This is a genomic window from Microcoleus sp. S13_C3 (genome assembly GCF_036700905.1).
Lineage (GTDB): Bacteria > Cyanobacteriota > Cyanobacteriia > Cyanobacteriales > Microcoleaceae > Microcoleus.
Genome location: NZ_JAUBPT010000158.1, coordinates 1 through 18715 on the forward strand (window position 1 = coordinate 1; position 18715 = coordinate 18715).

At 46.7% G+C, this 18715-nt stretch carries 7 protein-coding genes; all 7 read right to left on the reverse strand.

Annotation, left to right across the window (positions count from 1 at the left end; genetic code table 11):
- Positions 1-170: 170 nt before the first annotated feature.
- Positions 171-3086, reverse strand: coding sequence for a two-partner secretion domain-containing protein (locus QUA16_RS29745; protein WP_333108173.1), 2916 nt, complete (start codon positions 3084-3086; stop codon positions 171-173).
- Positions 3087-3151: 65 nt separating this feature from the next.
- Entirely contained in the window at positions 3152-6046 is a 2895-nt protein-coding gene (locus QUA16_RS29750) for a two-partner secretion domain-containing protein (protein ID WP_333108175.1), read from the reverse strand.
- Positions 6047-6111: 65 nt separating this feature from the next.
- Complete coding sequence (locus QUA16_RS29755) at positions 6112-9003, reverse strand: two-partner secretion domain-containing protein (protein ID WP_333108177.1); 2892 nt, start codon at positions 9001-9003, stop codon at positions 6112-6114.
- 65 nt (positions 9004-9068) lie between these two features.
- Positions 9069-11999 (reverse strand): S-layer family protein, encoded by a 2931-nt coding sequence (locus QUA16_RS29760; RefSeq protein ID WP_333108179.1) that lies wholly within the window; start codon positions 11997-11999, stop codon positions 9069-9071.
- A 65-nt stretch (positions 12000-12064) separates the two neighbouring features.
- On the reverse strand, positions 12065-14956 hold the full coding sequence (locus QUA16_RS29765; protein ID WP_333181560.1) for an S-layer family protein: 2892 nt from the start codon (positions 14954-14956) through the stop codon (positions 12065-12067).
- A 65-nt stretch (positions 14957-15021) separates the two neighbouring features.
- Positions 15022-18135 (reverse strand): S-layer family protein, encoded by a 3114-nt coding sequence (locus QUA16_RS29770; RefSeq protein WP_333181562.1) that lies wholly within the window; start codon positions 18133-18135, stop codon positions 15022-15024.
- Positions 18136-18528: 393 nt separating this feature from the next.
- A partial coding sequence (locus QUA16_RS29775; RefSeq protein ID WP_333108181.1) for a hypothetical protein occupies positions 18529-18715 on the reverse strand: 187 nt, incomplete at its 5' end.

An 18715-nucleotide genomic window follows, 5' to 3' on the forward strand; every position in this document is an offset into this window, starting at 1 on the left:
GCCCTATGCCCTATGCCCTATGCCCTATGCCCTATGCCCTATGCCCTATGCCCTATGCCCTATGCCCGCCAGAGCACGTCATGTTACTGATAAAGGCTATACATCTTATTCTTTATCTGCCTTAATCCGCGTTAATCCGCGTTAATCTGCAGTTTAAAAAAAACCTAACTTCAACGCGGTGCACAACCAGAATTCTGCCGAGGATTGCGAGAGTCAGCAGCATTACCCGGATTATATCCAACAAGCGTAACTTCTCCTTTCGCATTCACCACCCAACCTTGCGCCGGAACAACTTCCCGATCGGGGATTTCCCCTTCTTGCTTCTTCGCTCGATCGGTTACATTGGTTAAATCCTCTACATTCGTTGCCGAACTTCCTACCTCTTCTACCCAAGGCAACGGCGATAGAGGGCTGCTGAGGGCATCATTAGGACTTGCAGGCACTCCTCCTTTCCCAGTGACGGTAAATGCGCCCTCGGCCTCTTGCGTGCAGGGATTTGCCGCAATTAAAGCAGCCGGATCGACCACATTTTGCGGCAGTTCCACTAAACCTTGAGCAGGATTCACTCCCGAAGAACTAAATGTAACACTACCTTGCAAAGCCGGGCCGCTACTTTGGGAAATCGCCGCAATATCGCTGGTAGGAATTAGAGAAGTCGGACTGACTTGCAACGCTGCAAATTGAGCATCTGTTAATCCCAAATTACCTCGAGCCTGTTCACGAGTGACTGAGGTAAACCCGAAAACATTAGGGACATTAATATTAACCCTGCCACCTTGGGCCGATCGCGCATTAGCAGTAATATCGCTATTTTCGTTGGGTAAAGCCACCAGAATATCGCTTTTAATGTTGATATTACCGCCGCCAGAACTACCTGCATCAGTTGTAATTCTGCTGGCTCGGCGTAACTGGACATCCCGTGCTTCAAGGTTAATATTTGCTCCGGCACCGGATTCAGTTCTACCGTCAATGCTGCTTAGGTTGTTAAGGGAAACTGAATCTGCTTTCACGTTAATGTTACCCGCCCCTCCTGAACCCAAGGCTCGCAGATTGAGTGTTCCCCCATTACGAAGAATCAATTGCCCGACATTCAGATTCAACGAACCTGCATTCGCCGTAGCATTGGGATTGATTACACCAGATGCAATCCCAACGGAAATCTGAATTTGACTGTTAAATTCACCTGACCCCCCATTACCTATCACGTTTACCCGGCCCGCATCAAGCGTGATGCTTCCGGCATCTCCTCTGCCTAAAGATGCCGTAGAAATAATTCCCCCATCCCTTAGAGTGATTACAGGTGTAGAAATGTTCATGCTCCCTCCGGGACTGGCAGAGTAGGCATCAGCGGAGATGAAACTAGCAGTCCGACTCCCATTCGCCAAAACTCCAGAAATACCCTCGACTGTTACTGACTCAGAGCTTCTAATTGTTAAATTACCTCCTTGCCCCGCAGTTGTATTCAACGGTTGGTTGCCAACAACAGATCCGCTAGATAAACTAATTCCGCCTCCTTGGGAGATAATCAACCGCTTCGTGTCGATATTAATGTCCCCGGCTCTCCCCTTAGTGCTGATGGCGGTTGCGCCGATAAAGGTTGGGGTAGGATTGCCGTCGGGAGTTCGCAAAATTTCTACTGATTCGGAAGCTTGAATATTGATATTCCCCGCTGCTTCTTCACTGCGAGTAATGCTGACGATACCAGCGCCATCGCGCACTCTTAAACGTTCTCCCTCAAAGGTGAAACTTCCTCCCTTACCCGTACTCCCCGCAATTGTGCCACTGTTGATCCCAGAACCGGCCATATCAAAAACCCTGGCACGGAAGGTCATATTTCCGGCGTTGCCAGCACCTAACGTGGCGCTACCCAATACGCTTCCATTGTCTATCAGCAGTCGTCCTGTATCGATCGTGATGTTTCCGGCGTTTCCTGTGCCGTTGGTGCTAGTTACCAAAATAATTTGCGGGTCAAAAGGATTTATCGAGCCAGATGTTGTAAACTTACTAAGAAAGTTTTGAAAGCTCTCAACTCCAATTCCACTCAGTTCTACTGAGTCGGTAGCCCGGATATTGACAGCGCCCGCTACACCATTTTCTAATGCCAGCGTGGAGATTTGCGCTCCACCTTCTGCCCGAAAATTTTGAGCGTTAATGTCGATACCCCTACCATCGATATTTCCCAAAGTCAGTGCATAAATCTTCCCATTATTGAGCCTGACATTTCCACCTCGAATATCAACTTTGCCCCCACCGAGTCCACTGGTGTTGAGCACTGAGCCGTTGGTTATTTCAATATTACCAAAGTTGGAAATCTTGTCATAGTTTAAACTTAATCCCAATGGCGTTGCCCCCAATCCAATCATCCCCGGACTAGCGACGCTACCCAGCAAAATTTGTCCGGTAGATGCAGTGAGTGTTCCCTGATTTAATTCAATATCTCCTCCCACTAGGGCGAGAGTTTGTCCAGGCTGCACTGCTAAGCCAATGTTATTAAAAATCGGCGGGAACCCTGGAGGTAACTCTGGTAAACTCAAGGCTGGTGCTGCTGAAGAGTTAATGATTTTCCCCGGATTTTCTCGGAAGTTTAAACCGATAGGTATATTGACATTTAACAGCGGTAATGATTGGGGATTGCTGCTGCTGAATTGATAGCCATTATCGAAAACTACGCTATCGGCTGAACTTGCTAAAAATGAACCACGTAAATCTAACCGCGCATTGGGGCCGAAGACGATTCCTTTGGGATTAAGTAAGAATAAGTTGGCATTCCCTTGCACTCCCAACACACCTAAAATATTAGAAGGATTGCCACCCGTAACGCGGGTAAAAATATTCGCAATCCCGTTAGGATTTGCAAAATATGCGCCTCGTCCTTCACCAACGTTAAATTGTTGTAAACTGTGAAATAAATTGGCTCCACGAGTTGCACCACCCGTGATTCTATCTGATGGTAAGTTGTTGATAGTATCGGGAACTGTCCGCGAACTTTCTGTTCCCAAGCTATTATCGGGGATAATTTGGGCGATCGCAGGGAAAGGACACAGCAGTAAAAATGCAAAAAATAGGGCGCAAGATTGGCGGGGCATCTGTTAAGTCCGGTTAATTTAGAATGAGGAAAATAGCGACGGGTTAGCTAAAACCTGAACATTACCTATTGAGGTACGCAAACACCCGTCGGTTTGGGGCTGCGAAGAGATGCACCATTACTTAAATTATACGCTACCAGCCTTACTTGTCCTTGCTCATCTATTACCCAACCTTGAGCGGGAATAATTTCTTTGGGTAAAATTTCTTCTATGGATGCTCTTTGACCTTCTATGTGCTGACTTCCACCTACCGCTGGTTCCACCCAACTAAACTGGCTAGAATTGCTGCTGAGAACATCATTAGGACTGGATGGCACTCCTCCTTTCCCAGTGACGGTAAATGCGCTCTCGGCCCCTTGCGTGCAGGGATTTGCCGCAATTAAAGCAGCCGGATCGACCACATTTTGCGGCAGTTCCACTAAACCTTGAGCAGGATTCACTCCCGAAGAACTAAATGTAACACTACCTTGCAAAGCCGGGCCGCTACTTTGGGAAATCGCCGCAATATCACTGGTAGGAACTAGAGAAGTAGGGCTTACTTGCAACGCTGCAAATTGAGCATCTGTTAATCCCAAACTCGCTCGCACCTGTTCGCGAGTCACTGAGGTAAACCCAAAAACATTGGGGACATTAATATTAACGCGACCACCTTGAGCCGATCGCGCATTAGCAGTAATATCGCTATTTTCGTTGGGGAGAGCAACCAGAATATCGCTTTTAATGTTGATATTTCCACCCTCAGAAATACTTGCATCAGTTGTAATTCTGCTGGCTCGACGCAACTGGACATCCCGTGCTTCAAGGTTAATATTTGCTCCTGCACCGGATTCAGTTCTACCGTCAATACTGCTTTGATTGTCAAGGGAAATTGAATCTGCTTTCACGTTAATGTTACCAGCTCGTGCTGAACCCAATGCTTGCAGATTGAGTGTTCCCCCATTGCGAAGAATCAATTGCCCGACATTCAGATTCAACGAACCTCCGTTAGCCGTAGCATTGGGATTTCTAACGCGAGAGGCAATCCCAACAGAAGTTTGAATTTGACTGTTAAATTCACCTTGACCCCCATTACCAATAATTTTTACACGCCCCGCATCGATCGTAATGCTTCCGGCATCTCCTTTGCCTAAAGATGCAGTAGAAATAAGTCCTCCATCCCGCAGAATTACTAAAGGTGTAAAAATGTTCATACTCCCTCCCCGAGCAGCAGAGTTGGTATCAGCGGAGATGAAACTAGGATTCCGACTCCCATTCGCCAAAACTCCAGAAATACCCTCTAGTGTGACTGACTCAGTAGCTTTAATTGTTAAATTACCTCCTGGCCCCCCAGTTGTATTCAACGGTTGGTTGCCCACAACTGATCCGCTAGATAAACTAATTCCCCCCCCTTCAGAGATCCTCAACCGCTTCGTGTCGATATAAATGTCTCCGGCTTTCCCATTAATGCTGATTGCGGTTGCACCAATCAAGGTTGCTACGGGACTTCCAGTGGGAGTCCGCAGCACTTCTACTGATTCATTCGCTTTAATGTTGATATTCCCCGATGGTGCTTCACTGCGAGTGGTGCTGATGATCGCACTGCCATCGCGTACGATAAAACGTTCTCCCTCAAAGGTGATATTTCCTCCCCTACCCGTACTCCCCGCGAGTGTGCCGCTGTTGATCCCTGAGCCGACCAGATCGAAAACCCTGGCACGGAGAGTCATATTTCCGGCGTTGCCAGCACCTAACGTAGCGCTACCCGATACGGTCCCATTGTTGATCAGCAGTTGTCCCGTATCGATTAAGATGTTTCCCGCATCTCCCATGCCAGCAGTGCTAGTTTCCAGCAGAATTTGTGGGTCAAAAGGGTTGATTCCTCCAGAGATTGTATAATTTTTGACAAAGTTTTGAAAGCTCTTAAATCCAATCCCGCTCAGTTCTACTGAGTCGGTAGCCCGGATATTGACAGCGCCTCCGGCACCACTTCCTGCTGTCAGAGTGGAGATTTGCGCTCCACCTTGGGCCCGAAACTGTTGAGCGTTAATATCGATACCCCTACCATCGATATTTCCTAAAGTCAGTGCATAAATCTTCCCATTATTGAGGTTGACATTTCTACCTCGAATATCGACTTTGCCACCACCGAGTCCACTGGTGTTGATTAGTGAGCCGTTGGTTATTTCAATATTACCAAAGTTGGAAATCTTGTCATAGTTTAAACTTAATCCCAATGGCGTTGCCCCCAATCCAATCATCCCCGGACTAGCGACGCTACCCAGCAAAATTTGTCCGGTAGATGCAGTGAGTGTTCCCTGATTTAATTCAATATCTCCCCCCACTAGGGCGAGAGTTTTTCCGGGTTCAACTCCTAAGCCCATGTTATTGAAAATCTGCGGGATTCCCGCAGGTAATTGTGGTAAAGTCAAGGCTGGTGCTGCTGAAGAGTTAATGATTTTTCCCGGATTTTCTCGGAAGTTTAAACCGATAGGTATATTGATATTTAACAGCGGTTGTGACTGGGGATTGCGGCTGCTGAATTGATAGCCATTATCGAAAACTACGCTATCTGCTGAACTTGCTAAAAACGAGCCACGTAAATCTAACCGAGCATTGGGACCAAAGACAATTCCTTTTGGGTTAATTAAAAACAGGTTACTATTTCCTAAAACTCCCAGAGTTCCTAAAATATTAGAAGGGTTGCCACCAGTAACGCGGGTGAAGATGTTGGCAATTCCGCTGGGATTGGCAAAATATGCTCCCCGCCCTTCACGGATGTTAAATTCGCGCAAGCTGTGAAATAGGTTAACGCCGCGAGTTGCACCGCCTTCTATTCTGTCCGATGGTAAGTTATTAATCGTGTCGGGAACTGTTCGCGAACTTTCTGTACCCAAGCTATTATCGGGGATGATTTGGGCGGCGCCCGGGAAAGGAAACAGCAGTAAAAATGCAAAAAATAGGGCGGAAGATTGGCGCTGCATCTTTGAAGTCTGGTTAATTTAATATGAGGAAAATAGCGAGGGATTAGCTAAAACGTGAAGATTACCTATTGAGGTACGCAAACACCCGTCGGTTTCGGATTGCGAAGAGATGCACCATTACTTGAATTATACGCTACCAGCGTTACTTTTCCTTGCTCATCTATTACCCAACCTTGAGCGGGAATAATTTCTGTGGGCCGCATTTCTATGGAAGCTCTTTGACCTTCTATGTGCTGACTTCCACCTACCGCTGGTTCCACCCAACTAAACTGGCTAGAATTGCTGCTGAGAACATCATTAGGACTGGGTGGTACTCCTCCTTTCCCAGTGACGGTAAATGCGCTCTCGGCTCCTTCGATGCAGGGATTTGCAGCAATTAACGCAGCAGAATTGACCACATTTTGCGGCAGTTCCACTAAACCTTGAGCGGGATTCACTCCAACAGAACTAAATGTAACACTACCTTGCAAAGCGGGGCCGGTACTTTGGGAAATCGCCGCAATATCGCTGGTAGCAATTAGAGAAGTAGGATTTACTTGTAAGGCAGTAAATTCAGCATCAGTCAGTCCTAAACTACTCCTGGCTTGTTCGCGGTTAAGGCTTGTAAAGCCAAAAATATTTGGTACATTGACCGTAACTTTACCACCTCTAGCTGTCCGAGCGTTAGCTGTAATATCACTATTTTCTCGCGGTAAAGATACCAAAATATCGCTTTTAATGTTGATATTTCCTCCGTCAGAAATACCTGCATCCGTGGTAATTCTGCTACCGCGCCGCAACTGTACATCTTGCGCCATGATATTAATATTTCCACCCCCGCCAGAGTCAGTTGTACCGTCAATACTAGCTTTATTATCCAAGGCAATTGAGTTAGCTATAACATTAATATTTCCAGCCCTTCCCGTTCCCAAAGCCTGAACATTCACCGTTGCACCATCCCGGACAATCAATTGATTAACATTCAAATTTAACGAACCGGCATTCGCCGTAGCATTAGGATTGACAAAGATAGATGTACTGCCAGCCGAAGCCTCAATTCTACTCCTGAAGCGACCGTTATTCCCAAGTCCTTGTACTTCTAAGCGTTCGGCATCAATTGTAATATTTCCCGCATCTGCTGCACCCAAAGAAGCAGCCGTAATTATTCCCCCATCCCGCAAAGTCAGTTTTGGTGTCGAGAGGTGGATATCTCCACCTGGAGCAGAGCTAAAAGTTTGAGTGGAAAAACCACTAGGTGCGAAACCCGCAGTGCCCAAAACTCCAGAAACGCCAATCGCTTCTATTGACTCTGAAGCTCTCACGGTTAAATTTCCTCCTGGGCCTCCACTCGTAGAACGCACGGATTCGCCAATATTTGCACCCGTGGATAAAGCAATTCCGGCTCCATTAGAAACAGTCAATCGTTTAGTTTCAATCGTAATATCTCCGGCTTTCCCATTACCATTGGCAGTGGTGGTGCCAATTATAGTTTGCGTTGTAGTTCCAGGGATTCCTCCCGACAATTCTACAGATTCAGAAGTTTTAATGACGATATTCCCTGATGCTCTATTACTACGGCTGAGGCTGAGGAGATAGCTACCATCGCGCATGATTAACCGCTGTGCTTCAAGATTGATGTTTCCGCCTTGACCGGTACTTACCTTTGTGGTTTCGTTGTTTAACAATGAACTGACAAACTCAACCGTGTTGGCGCGGATATTCAGATTTCCGCCATTTCCAGCACCTAGGGTGGCGGTACCGCCAACCACTCCATCGCGCAGCAGTAGCCGTCCAGTATGAATGTTAATGTCTCCGGCGGCTCCCCTGCCAACAGTACCAGAGTTCATAACAATTTGCGGGTCAAAAGGGTTGACTGTTCCTGAAGTCAAATATTGGTTGTAAAGCTTCTGATAGCCCTGAATTCCCAGCCCACTCATTTGTAATGAGTCAGTAGCGTGGAGGTTGATATCGCTCCCCTTGCCATCTCCCACTGTCGGGGTAAAAATTTGTGACCCTCTATCTACTCCCACATTTTGAGCATTGATGTCAATGCCTCTACCATCAATATTTCCCAGTGTTAGGCTATAAATTCCCGAACTACTAACGGTGACATTGCCAGCTCGGATGTCAATTTTTCCACCTCCTAATCCGCTGGTATTTATCAAGGCACTGTTCATTTCAATATTGCCGAAGTTCTGAATATTTCCGTAGTTTAAATTCAGACCTAAAGCTGTTGGTTCAAATTGTACTAAACCTGGACTTTTCACACTTCCCAGAAGGATTTGTCCGGTATAAGCTGTTAAATTTCCGCCTTGTAGTTGAATGTCACCGCCAATTAATGCTAAAGTTTGGCCGGGAGCTACTGCTAAACCAAGTTTGTTAGAAACAGGAATTTCTACGGGCAAGGGCGGTAAGGTTGGTGTGGGGCCGATTGCTTGGGAAGAGTTAACAATTGTGCCTGGATTTTCTCTAAATCTTAAACCCACAGGAATATTAATCGCTAACAATGGTACTGCATTAGAATTAGCTGCGCTAAATTCAAAGCCATTATCAAAGAGAACGCCACTACCAGTTGCACCAATAAATGAGCCGCGCAAATCTAACCGAGCATTGGGGCCAAAGACAATTCCTTTTGGGTTAATTAAAAACAGGTTACTGTTTCCTAAAACTCCCAGGGTTCCTAAAATATTAGAAGGGTTGCCACCAGTAACGCGGGTAAAAATATTGGCAATCCCGTTAGGATTGGCAAAATATGCTCCCCGCCCTTCACGGATGTTAAATTCGCGCAAGCTGTGAAATAGGTTAACGCCGCGAGTTGCACCGCCTTCTATTCTATCCGATGGTAAGTTATTAATCGTGTCGGGAACTGTGCGCGAACTTTCTGCACCCAAGCTATTATCGGGGATGATTTGGGCGACGGCGGGGAAAGGAAACAGCAGTAAAAATGCAAAAAATAGGGCGGAAGATTGGCGCTGCATCTTTGAAGTCTGGTTAATTTAATATTATAAAAATAGCGACGGGTTAGCTAAAACGTGAAGATTACCTATTGAGGTACGCAAACACCCGTCGGTTTCGGACTGCGAATAGATGCACCATTACTTGAATTATACGCTACCAGCGTTACTTTTCCTTGCTCATCTATTACCCAACCTTGAGCGGGAATAATTCCTGTTGGCGAAGACTCAGGAAGAAACGCATTGCCAATACCACCCGGCGGCAATCTATCAGTTAAATGCGGCAGCGTTTCCGCTGTTGAACTTCTGCCGGCTCCCGGTTCGACCCAGTTAAACTGACTAGAATCGCTGCTGAGGACATCATTAGGGTTTACAGGTACTCCTCCTTTACCAGTAATTGTAAACTCGTTTTCTGCCCTTTCTGTGCAGGGATTAGGGGCAATTAAAGTCGTTGTATTGACAACATCTTGCGGCAATTCTACCAATCCTTGAGCCGGATTAACTCCCGAATTGCTAAACGTTACCGCCCCTTGCAAAGCCGGACCAGCTTGTTGGGAAATGGCTGCAATGTCGCTAGTGGGAATTAAAGAAGTAGGATTAACTTGTAAGCTAAAAAATTCAGCGTCAGTGAGTCCTAAACTACTTCTAGCTCGATCGCGATTCACGGCTGTAAAACCAAATATATTCGGTACATTAACCGCCACTTGCCCTCCCCTAGCTGTCCGAGCATTAGCGGTAATATCGCTATTTTCATTGGGTAAAGTCACCAAAATATCGCTTTTAATGTTGATATTTCCACCATCAGAACTACCCGCATCGGTGGTAATTCTGCTGGCGCGCCGCAACTTAATGTCTCGCCCTTGGATGTTTATATTTGCCCCTGTGCCAGATACTGTTGTACCATCAATGCTGGCTTTGTTATCTAGATCGATTGAGTTGGCAACAACATTAATATTACCAGCACGACCACTTCCGAAACTCCGTACACCAACCGTTGACCCATTGCGAAGAATCAACCGATCAGTATTTAGATTCACTGAACCCGCATTCGCCGTAGCCTTAGAATTAGTGAAACTAGGAGTAAAACCAACAGAAGCCAGAATTTGGCTGTTAAATAGACTGGAATTATTACCCAGAACTTCTATACGCGCTGCATCAATCGTAATATTTCCCGCATCTCCCGTGCCTAAAGATGACGTAGAAATAGATCCCCCTTTCCCCAGAGTCAGCACCCGCGTAGAAATGTGGATATCTCCTCCCCGACTAAAGGAAGCTGTTTCAGCGTTGAGGAAGCTACCAATTTGATATCCAACCGCCGAAACTCCAGAAATGCCTGCTATTTCTATCGAATCCGTAGCTCTAATTGTGATATTACCTCCTGGCCCCCCATTCGCTCCAAACAATGGGTTGGCAACAATTGCACCCGTACCCGCGCTAATTCCACCGCCATCAGAAATAATCAACCGTTTCGTGTCGATATTAATGTCCCCAGCTTTCCCCTGCTGACCAATTGTAGTTGTACCAATGAAAGTTGGCTGGATACTTCCATTAGGTGTACGTAAGATTTCTACTGATTCAGATGCTTGAATGTTGATATTTCCTGATGCTTTATCATTACGGGTCTGACTGATTAAAGCAGAGCCATCCCGCACGATTAACTTTTCTCCCTCAAAGGTTATATTTCCTCCACTGCCTGTACTCCCTTTAATTGGCCCGTTGTTGATTGCAGAACCAACCAGATCAAAAACTCTGGCACGGATAGTCATATTTCCGCCATTAGCAGAACCCAAGGTAGAACTACTTATGACACTCCCATTTTCTATCAGTAGCCGCCCGGTATCAATTGTGATGTCTCCTGCTGCTCCATTACCACCAGTGCCACTACTTAGAATAATTTGCAGATCGAAGGGGTTTACCGAACCAACTCTTGCAAACTGAAGAACAAACCTGTTAAAGCTATCAAATCCAATCCCACTGAGTTCTACTGAGTCAGTAGCGCTGATGTTTACAGCGCCTCCCCTACCTGTTCCCAATGTCTGAGTAAAAATTTGCGCCCCCCCCTGTACTCGCAAGTTTTGGGAATTGATGTCAATGCCTCTACCATCAATATTTCCCAGTGTTAGGCCAAAAATTCGCCCACCGTTGACGGTGACATTTCCACCTCGGATGTCAATTTTTCCACCTCCTAATCCGCTGGTATTTATCAAGGCACCGTTGATTTCGATATTGCCAAAGTTCTGAATATTTCCGTAGTTTAAATTCACACCTAAAGCTGTTGGTTCAAATTGCACTAAACCTGGAGTTTTGACGCTACCAAGTAATATTTGTCCGGTATAAGCTGTTAAATTTCCACCTTGGAGTTGAATGTCTCCGCCAATTAATGCTAAAGTTTGGCCGGGAGCTACTGCTAAACCAAGTTTGTTAGAAACAGGAATTTCTACGGGCAATGGCGGTAAGGCTGGTGTTAGACCAATTGCTTGCGAAGAGTTAACAATTGCACCCGCATTTTCTCTAAATCTCAAACCCACAGGAATATTAATCGCTAACAATGGCACTGAATTAGAATTAGCTGCACTAAATTCAAACCCATTATCAAAGAGAACGCCACTACCAGTTGAACCGATAAATGAGCCGCGCAAATCTAACCGAGCATTGGGGCCAAAGACAATTCCTTTTGGGTTAATTAAAAACAAGTTACTGTTTCCCAAAACTCCCAGAGTTCCTAAAATATTAGAAGGGTTGCCACCAGTAACGCGGGTGAAGATGTTGGCAATTCCGCTGGGATTGGCAAAATATGCTCCCTGGCCTTCACGGATGTTGAATTCACGCAAGCTGTGAAAAAGGTTAACGCCACGAGTTGCACCGCCTTCTATTCTGTCCGATGGTAAGTTATTAATCGTGTCGGGAACTGTGCGCGAACTTTCCGGCCCCAGGGTATTATCGGGGATGATTTGAGCGATGGCGGGGAAAGGACACAGCAGAAAAAATGCAAAAAATAGGGCGGAAGATTGGCGGAGCATCTTTTAAGTGGGGTTAATTTAGTATGAGGAAAATAGCGAGGGGTTAGCTCAAACGTGAAGAGTACCTATTGAGGTACGCAAACACCCGTCGGTTTCGGACTGCGAAGAGATGCAACACCACCAGCATTATAGGCTACCAGCGTCACTTGTCCTCGATCGTCCATTACCCAACCTTGAGCAGGAATAATTTCTGTTTGCCGAACTTCTATGGATGTTATGAGGCCTTCTACTTGCTGACTTTCACCTACCGCTGGTTCCACCCACGGCAACGGTTCTCCTGCGCTGCTGAGAACTTCATTAGGACTCGGTGGCAATCCCCCCCGCCCCGTCACAGTAAACTCGTTCTCGGCCCCTTCGATGCAGGGATTTGCAGCAATTAACGCAGCCGGATTGACCACATTTTGCGGCAGTTCCACTAAACCTTGAACGGGATTCACTCCAACAGCACTAAATGTTACCGCCCCTTGCAAAGCCGCGCCGCCACTTTGGGAAATCGCGGCGATGTCGCTGCTAGGAATTAGAGAAGTAGGACTTACTTGCAACGCTGCAAATTCGGCGTCAGTCAGTCCTAAACTACTCCTGGCTTGTTCGCGGTTAAGGCTTGTAAAGCCAAAAATATTTGGTACATTTACCGCAACTTTACCACCTCTAGCTGTCCGAGCGTTAGCTGTAATATCGCTATTTTCTCTTGGTAAAGCTACCAAAATATCGCTATTAATTCTGATATTTCCTCCGTCAGAAATACCTGCATCCGTGGTAATTCTGCTACCGCGCCGCAACTGGATATCTCGCGCTTGGAGGTTAACATTTCCTCCACCGCCAGAGTCAGTTGTACCGTCAATGCTGGCTTTATTCTCTAGGGCAATTGAGTTAGCTACAATGTTAATATTGCCAGCCCTTGCCGTGCCTAAAGACTGAACATTAACCGTTGCGCCATCCCGGACAATCAATTGATTAACATTCAAATTCAACGAACCCGCATTCCCCGTAGCGTTGGGATTGACAATAGTATAAGCGCTGCCAGTCGCAGCCTCAATTTTACTTCTGAACCTACCGTTACTCGCGATGCCTTGCACTTCTACGCGATCGGCATCAATTGTAATATCTCCTGCATCTGCTGCACTCAAAGAACCCGAAGTAATAACGCCCCCATCCCGCAGAGTGAGCATGGGTGTCGAGAGGTGGATATCTCCACCTCGACCAAAACTTGAAGTTTGAGTGCCAAGAGCACTCGGTGCGAAGCCCGCATTCCCCAAAACTCCAGACACACCACTAAGTTGTATCGACTCTGAAGCTCTCACAGTTAAATTTCCTCCTAGCCCCCCACCCGTATAAAATACAGCTTGGCCAATAATCGCACCTGTTGATAAAGTAATTAGGGCTCCATCAGAAACACTCAGCCGCTTAGTGTCGATCGTAATATCCCCGGCTTTCCCATTCCCATCGAAAGAGTTCGTGCCGAGTACAGTTTGCGCCGTACTTCCAGGGAGACTCCCCGACAATTCTACAGATTCACTCGCTTTAATCGCGATATTCCCCGATGCTCCATCACTGCGGGTGATGCTGACGAGATTGGAACCATCGCGCATGATTAACTGTTGTGCCTCAACTGTTATGCTTCCACCTTGACCGGTACTTCCCTTCGTTGTTCCGCTGCTGAGCGCAGAACTGATAAGCTCGACGGTGTTAGCGCGGATATTCAGATTTCCGCTATTTCCAGCACCAAAGGTATTGGTACCGCCCACTACTCCATCGCGCAGCAGCAGCCGTCCGGTGTCAATGTTAATGTCTCCGGCGGCTCCACTTCCAGCAGTCGCAGCGTTTAGAACAATTTGCGGGCCAAAGGGGTTGAGGGTTCCAGATGTCAGATATAGGCTGTAAAACTGCTGATACCCTTCAATTCCTAAGCCGAGCATTTTTACTGAGTCAGTAGCGTGAATGTTGATACTGCTTCCTTTTCCATCTCCTAGTGTCGGACTGAGAATTTGCGACCCCCCCTCTACTCGCAAGTTTTGGGCATTAATATCAATCCCCCTACCATCAAGATTTCCTAGTGTCAATCCTATAAGTCCCGAACGGCTAACACTAACATTTCCACCTCGGATGTCAATTTTTCCACCTCCTAATCCGCTGGTATTTATCAAGGCACCGTTGATTTCGATATTGCCAAAGTTCTGAATATTTCCGTAGTTTAAATTCACACCTAAAGCTGTTGGTTCAAATTGTACTAAACCTGGACTTTTCACACTTCCCAGAAGGATTTGTCCGGTATAAGCTGTTAAGTTTCCTCCTTGGAGTTGAATGTCACCGCCAATTAATGCTAAAGTTTGGCCGGGAGCTACTGCTAAACCAAGTTTGTTAGAAACAGGAATTTCTACGGGCAATGGCGGTAATGCTGGTGTTAGACCAATTGCTTGCGAAGAGTTAACAATTGCACCCGCATTTTCTCTAAATCTCAAACCCACAGGAATATTAATCGCTAACAATGGCACTGAATTAGAATTAGCTGCACTAAATTCAAAGCCATTATCAAAGAGAACGCCACTACCAGTTGAACCGATAAATGAGCCGCGCAAATCTAACCGAGCATTGGGGCCAAAGACAATCCCTTGTGGGTTAATTAAAAACAAGTTACTGTTTCCCAAAACTCCCAAAACACCTAAAATATTAGAAGGATTGCCACCCGTAACGCGGGTAAAAATATTCGCTATTCCGTTAGGATTGGCAAAATATGCTCCTCTGCCTTCACCCACATTAAATTCTCGTAAACTGTGAAATAAATTTAGTCCGCGAGTTGCACCGCCTTCTATTCTGTCCGATGGTAAGTTATTAATCGTGTCGGGAACTGTTCGCGAACTTTCTGTACCCAAGCTATTATCGGGGATGATTTGGGCGACGGCAGGGAAAGGACACAGCAGAAAAAATGCAAAAAATAGGGCGGAAGATTGGCGGAGCATCTTTTAAGTGGGGTTAATTTAGTATGAGGAAAATAGCGAGGGGTTAGCTCAAACGTGAAGAGTACCTATTGAGGTACGCAAACACCCGTCGGTTTCGGACTGCGAAGAGATGCAACACCACCAGCATTATAGGCTACCAGCGTCACTTGTCCTCGATCGTCCATTACCCAACCTTGAGCGGGAATAATTTCTGTTTGCCGAACTTCTATGGATGTTATGAGGCCTTCTACTTGCTGACTTTCACCTACCGCTGGTTCCACCCACGGAAACGGTTCTCCTGCGCTGCTGAGAACTTCATTAGGACTCGGTGGCAATCCCCCCCGCCCCGTCACAGTAAACTCGTTCTCGGCCCCTTCGATGCAGGGATTTGCAGCAATTAACGCAGCAGGATTGACCACATTTTGTGGCAGTTCCACTAAACCTTGAGCCGGATTCACTCCAACAGCACTAAATGTTACCGCCCCTTGCAAAGCCGCGCCACCACTTTGGGAAATCGCGGCGATGTCGCTGCTAGGAATTAGAGAAGTAGGACTTACTTGCAACGCTGCAAATTCGCCGTCACTGAGCCCCAACCTGCTTCTGACTTGTTCGCGACTCGTTGCTGTAAAACCGAAGACATTGGGGACATTGATATTGACGCGGCCGCCGCCTGCTGTGCGGGCGTTGGCTGTAATGTCGCTGTTTTCTTGCGGGAGGGCGACAAGAATGTCGCTGTTGATGTTGATATTGCCGCCGTCCGAAGTGCCTGCATCGGTGGTAATTTGGCTGTTGCGGCGCAACTGGATGTCTCGCGCTTGCAGGTTAATATTTGCTCCTGTACCGGATACAGTCGTACCGTCAATCATCGCTTTGTTGTCAAGAGCGATCGAATTTGCGACAACATTGATATTACCAGCGCGTCCCGTTCCGGTAGCCTGCACCGTCACTGTAGCTCCATCTCGGACAATTAGTCGATCGGCATTCAGATTCAACGAACCGGCATTTGCCGTAGCATTGGAATTAGTACCGAATGTCTTGCCCACCGAAGCATCAATTGTACTGACAAACAAACCGTTATTTCCGCTGCCGCTGACTGAAATGCGATCGGCATTAACAGTAATATTCCCCACATCTCCAGAGCCCAAAGAACTCGTAGAAACTATCCCCCCATCCCGCACAGTCAGGCTTGGCGTATCAATCCGAATATCCCCGCCCCGACTCGAACTCAAAGTTCCAGAAGTCAATCCACTCGCATTCTGAATTCCGCTGCTCAAAAGTTGAGAAATTCCTGAAATTTCTACTGATTCAGTAGCCCTAACGGTTAAGTTTCCAGCAGGCCCCCCATCCCTTGAAAACAAAAACCTGCCCACTAAAACACCCGTTCCTACTGTAAACGCCGAACCCCCAGAGAGGCTCAACCGCTTAGTATCGACGTTAATATTCCCCGCCCTGCCGTTTGAGCTGATACTCAGCGTGCTGATTCCGGTTGACACAACTGTTGGCGGGCCAGTGTTAGACAATTCTACTGATTCAGCAGCTTTAATGTTGATATTCCCCGACGGGCCGCTGCTGTAACTTGTAGTACCCAGAAGAGAACCGTCGCGCATAATTAATCTGGCGACATCAACACTAATACTTCCTCCCGCACCGGTACTTTCTTTAGCTGTCCCGTTGTTAATTCCCGAACCCACCATCTCAAAAGTATTGGCGCGAATGATTAAATTTCCGCCATTTCCACCACCAAAAGTGATGCCACTACCTACTACGCCATTGTTGAATAGCAGGCGGCCGGTGTCGATCGTAATATCCCCCCCCGAACCAGCGCCAGCACTAGCATTCAACAGCACAAATAGCGGGTCAAATGGGTCTGTAGTTCCCGATACCAAATATTTAATTGCAACCTGTTGATAGCCCTCAACTCCCAGCCCGCTCATTTCTACTGAATCAGCAGCCCGGAAGTTAATATGGCCTCCTGCACCATCTCCTAGAGTCAGGGTAGAAAATTGCGTTCCGTTTTCCACCCGCAACTTTTGAGCGCTGATATCGATACCTCTACCATCAATATTTCCCAGTGTCAGCGCATAAATTCGCGCACCGCTGAGGGCGACATTTCCACCTTTTAACTCTACTCGGCCACCACCGGTACCGCTGGTGTTGATGAGTGTTCCATCGGATATTTGAATATTGCCAAAGTGCTGAATATTGTCATAATTAACAGTTAAATTACCCTGCTGAACAACAGCAGGGGTTAGTGCAAAATTAACTAAACCCGGACTGGCGACGCTACCGAGTAAAATTTGTCCGCCGCTGGCGGTTAAATTGCCGCCTGGGATTTGGATGTCGCCGCCAATCAGTGCTAAAGTTTGACCGGGATCTACTGCTAAACCCACTCGATCGCTAATTGGGATTGGCACAGCAGAGACTGGCAGGTTTACCTTTCCTACAGCCGTCGATTGATTGACAATTGCACCGGGATTGTCTCTAAATCTTAAACCAACGGGAATATTAACTGTTAACAGCGCAGATGTTTGCGGGTTTTGGCTGCTGAATTCAAAGCCGTTATTAAACACAATGCTGTCAGCCGTGGAACCGATAAAGGAACCGCGCAAATCTAACCGCGCATTCGGCCCGAATATAATTCCTTTTGGATTAATTAAAAATAAGTTGCCGTTTCCTAAAACTCCCAGAGTTCCTAAAATATTTGAGGAGTTTGGGCCCGTAACGCGGGTGAAAATGTTGGTAATTCCGCTGGGATTGTCAAAATAAGCTCCCCGCCCTTCACGGATGTTAAATTCGCGCAAGCTGTGAAAGAGGTTAACGCCGCGAATTGCGCCACCAGTGATTCTATCTGAGGGTAAGTTGTTGATTGTATCGGGAACTGTGCGCGAACTTTCCGGGCCCAAAGTGCCGTCTGGGGTGATTTGGGCGATCGCACTTCCGGGAAAAAGGCACAAATAACAACTCAAAAGTAAAAGGTAAGTCCATCCTGAAATATAGCGCTTTTCAGTTGAGGTAAGTAGAGATATCTGGTAGGAACACGGCCCGGCTAAGGCGTGAATGCTTAAGACAAAAATCCCTAATAAATGTTGCTTGTAGTCGAGTCTATCTTCCCCCACTTCATGGGGAATCAGGGGCAGGGCGGTTTCATTCTTGGTAGGGGCCGTGCCCCCGTGCCGGCCCTTTTGGGCTGAAACCCCCATTCGATGGTTGGTGGCGGGGGTAGGCACGGGGGCACTACCCCTACAAAAACCTCGTTTTTGGTGAGAATGAAACAGCCCTGGAATTAGGGGGGCGTTAAGAAGATTTATTGTCTCCCCTTTATTAAAGGATCGACACTTATATAAAAACAAGAGATACGGTAGGTTGGGTCTTAAATTTTCACATCTTGGCACAGTCTTGTCGCTACTGTATTTCAGATAGTTGAAAACTGCTGTATAGTATTGGTCTCGGTCTTTTAGTCCGTTAAATTTGGGTAATTGCCAGAAGTAGAGATATGGGAAAACCATAATTAACCTTTTGTTAGCTGACAAAGGCGAGAAATTTTAAAGAATTGGCTATTTTCTGGTCATCGGCATTGGTGACAACTTAAGCCTCTAGCCCAAGCGTATTGTTTTATGAACGGGCTCTCCGGCCCGTTCCACAAGAAAAAATCTACTCTTTGTGGAACAGGCATCTTGCCTGTTCTTGAGAATGGTGCAATATCTCAGTTGTAACTGACATCTTGCAGCAATATCAATAAGAGGATTTTTCGTGGGGTCGGGCGGGTTTATAGAACCTATT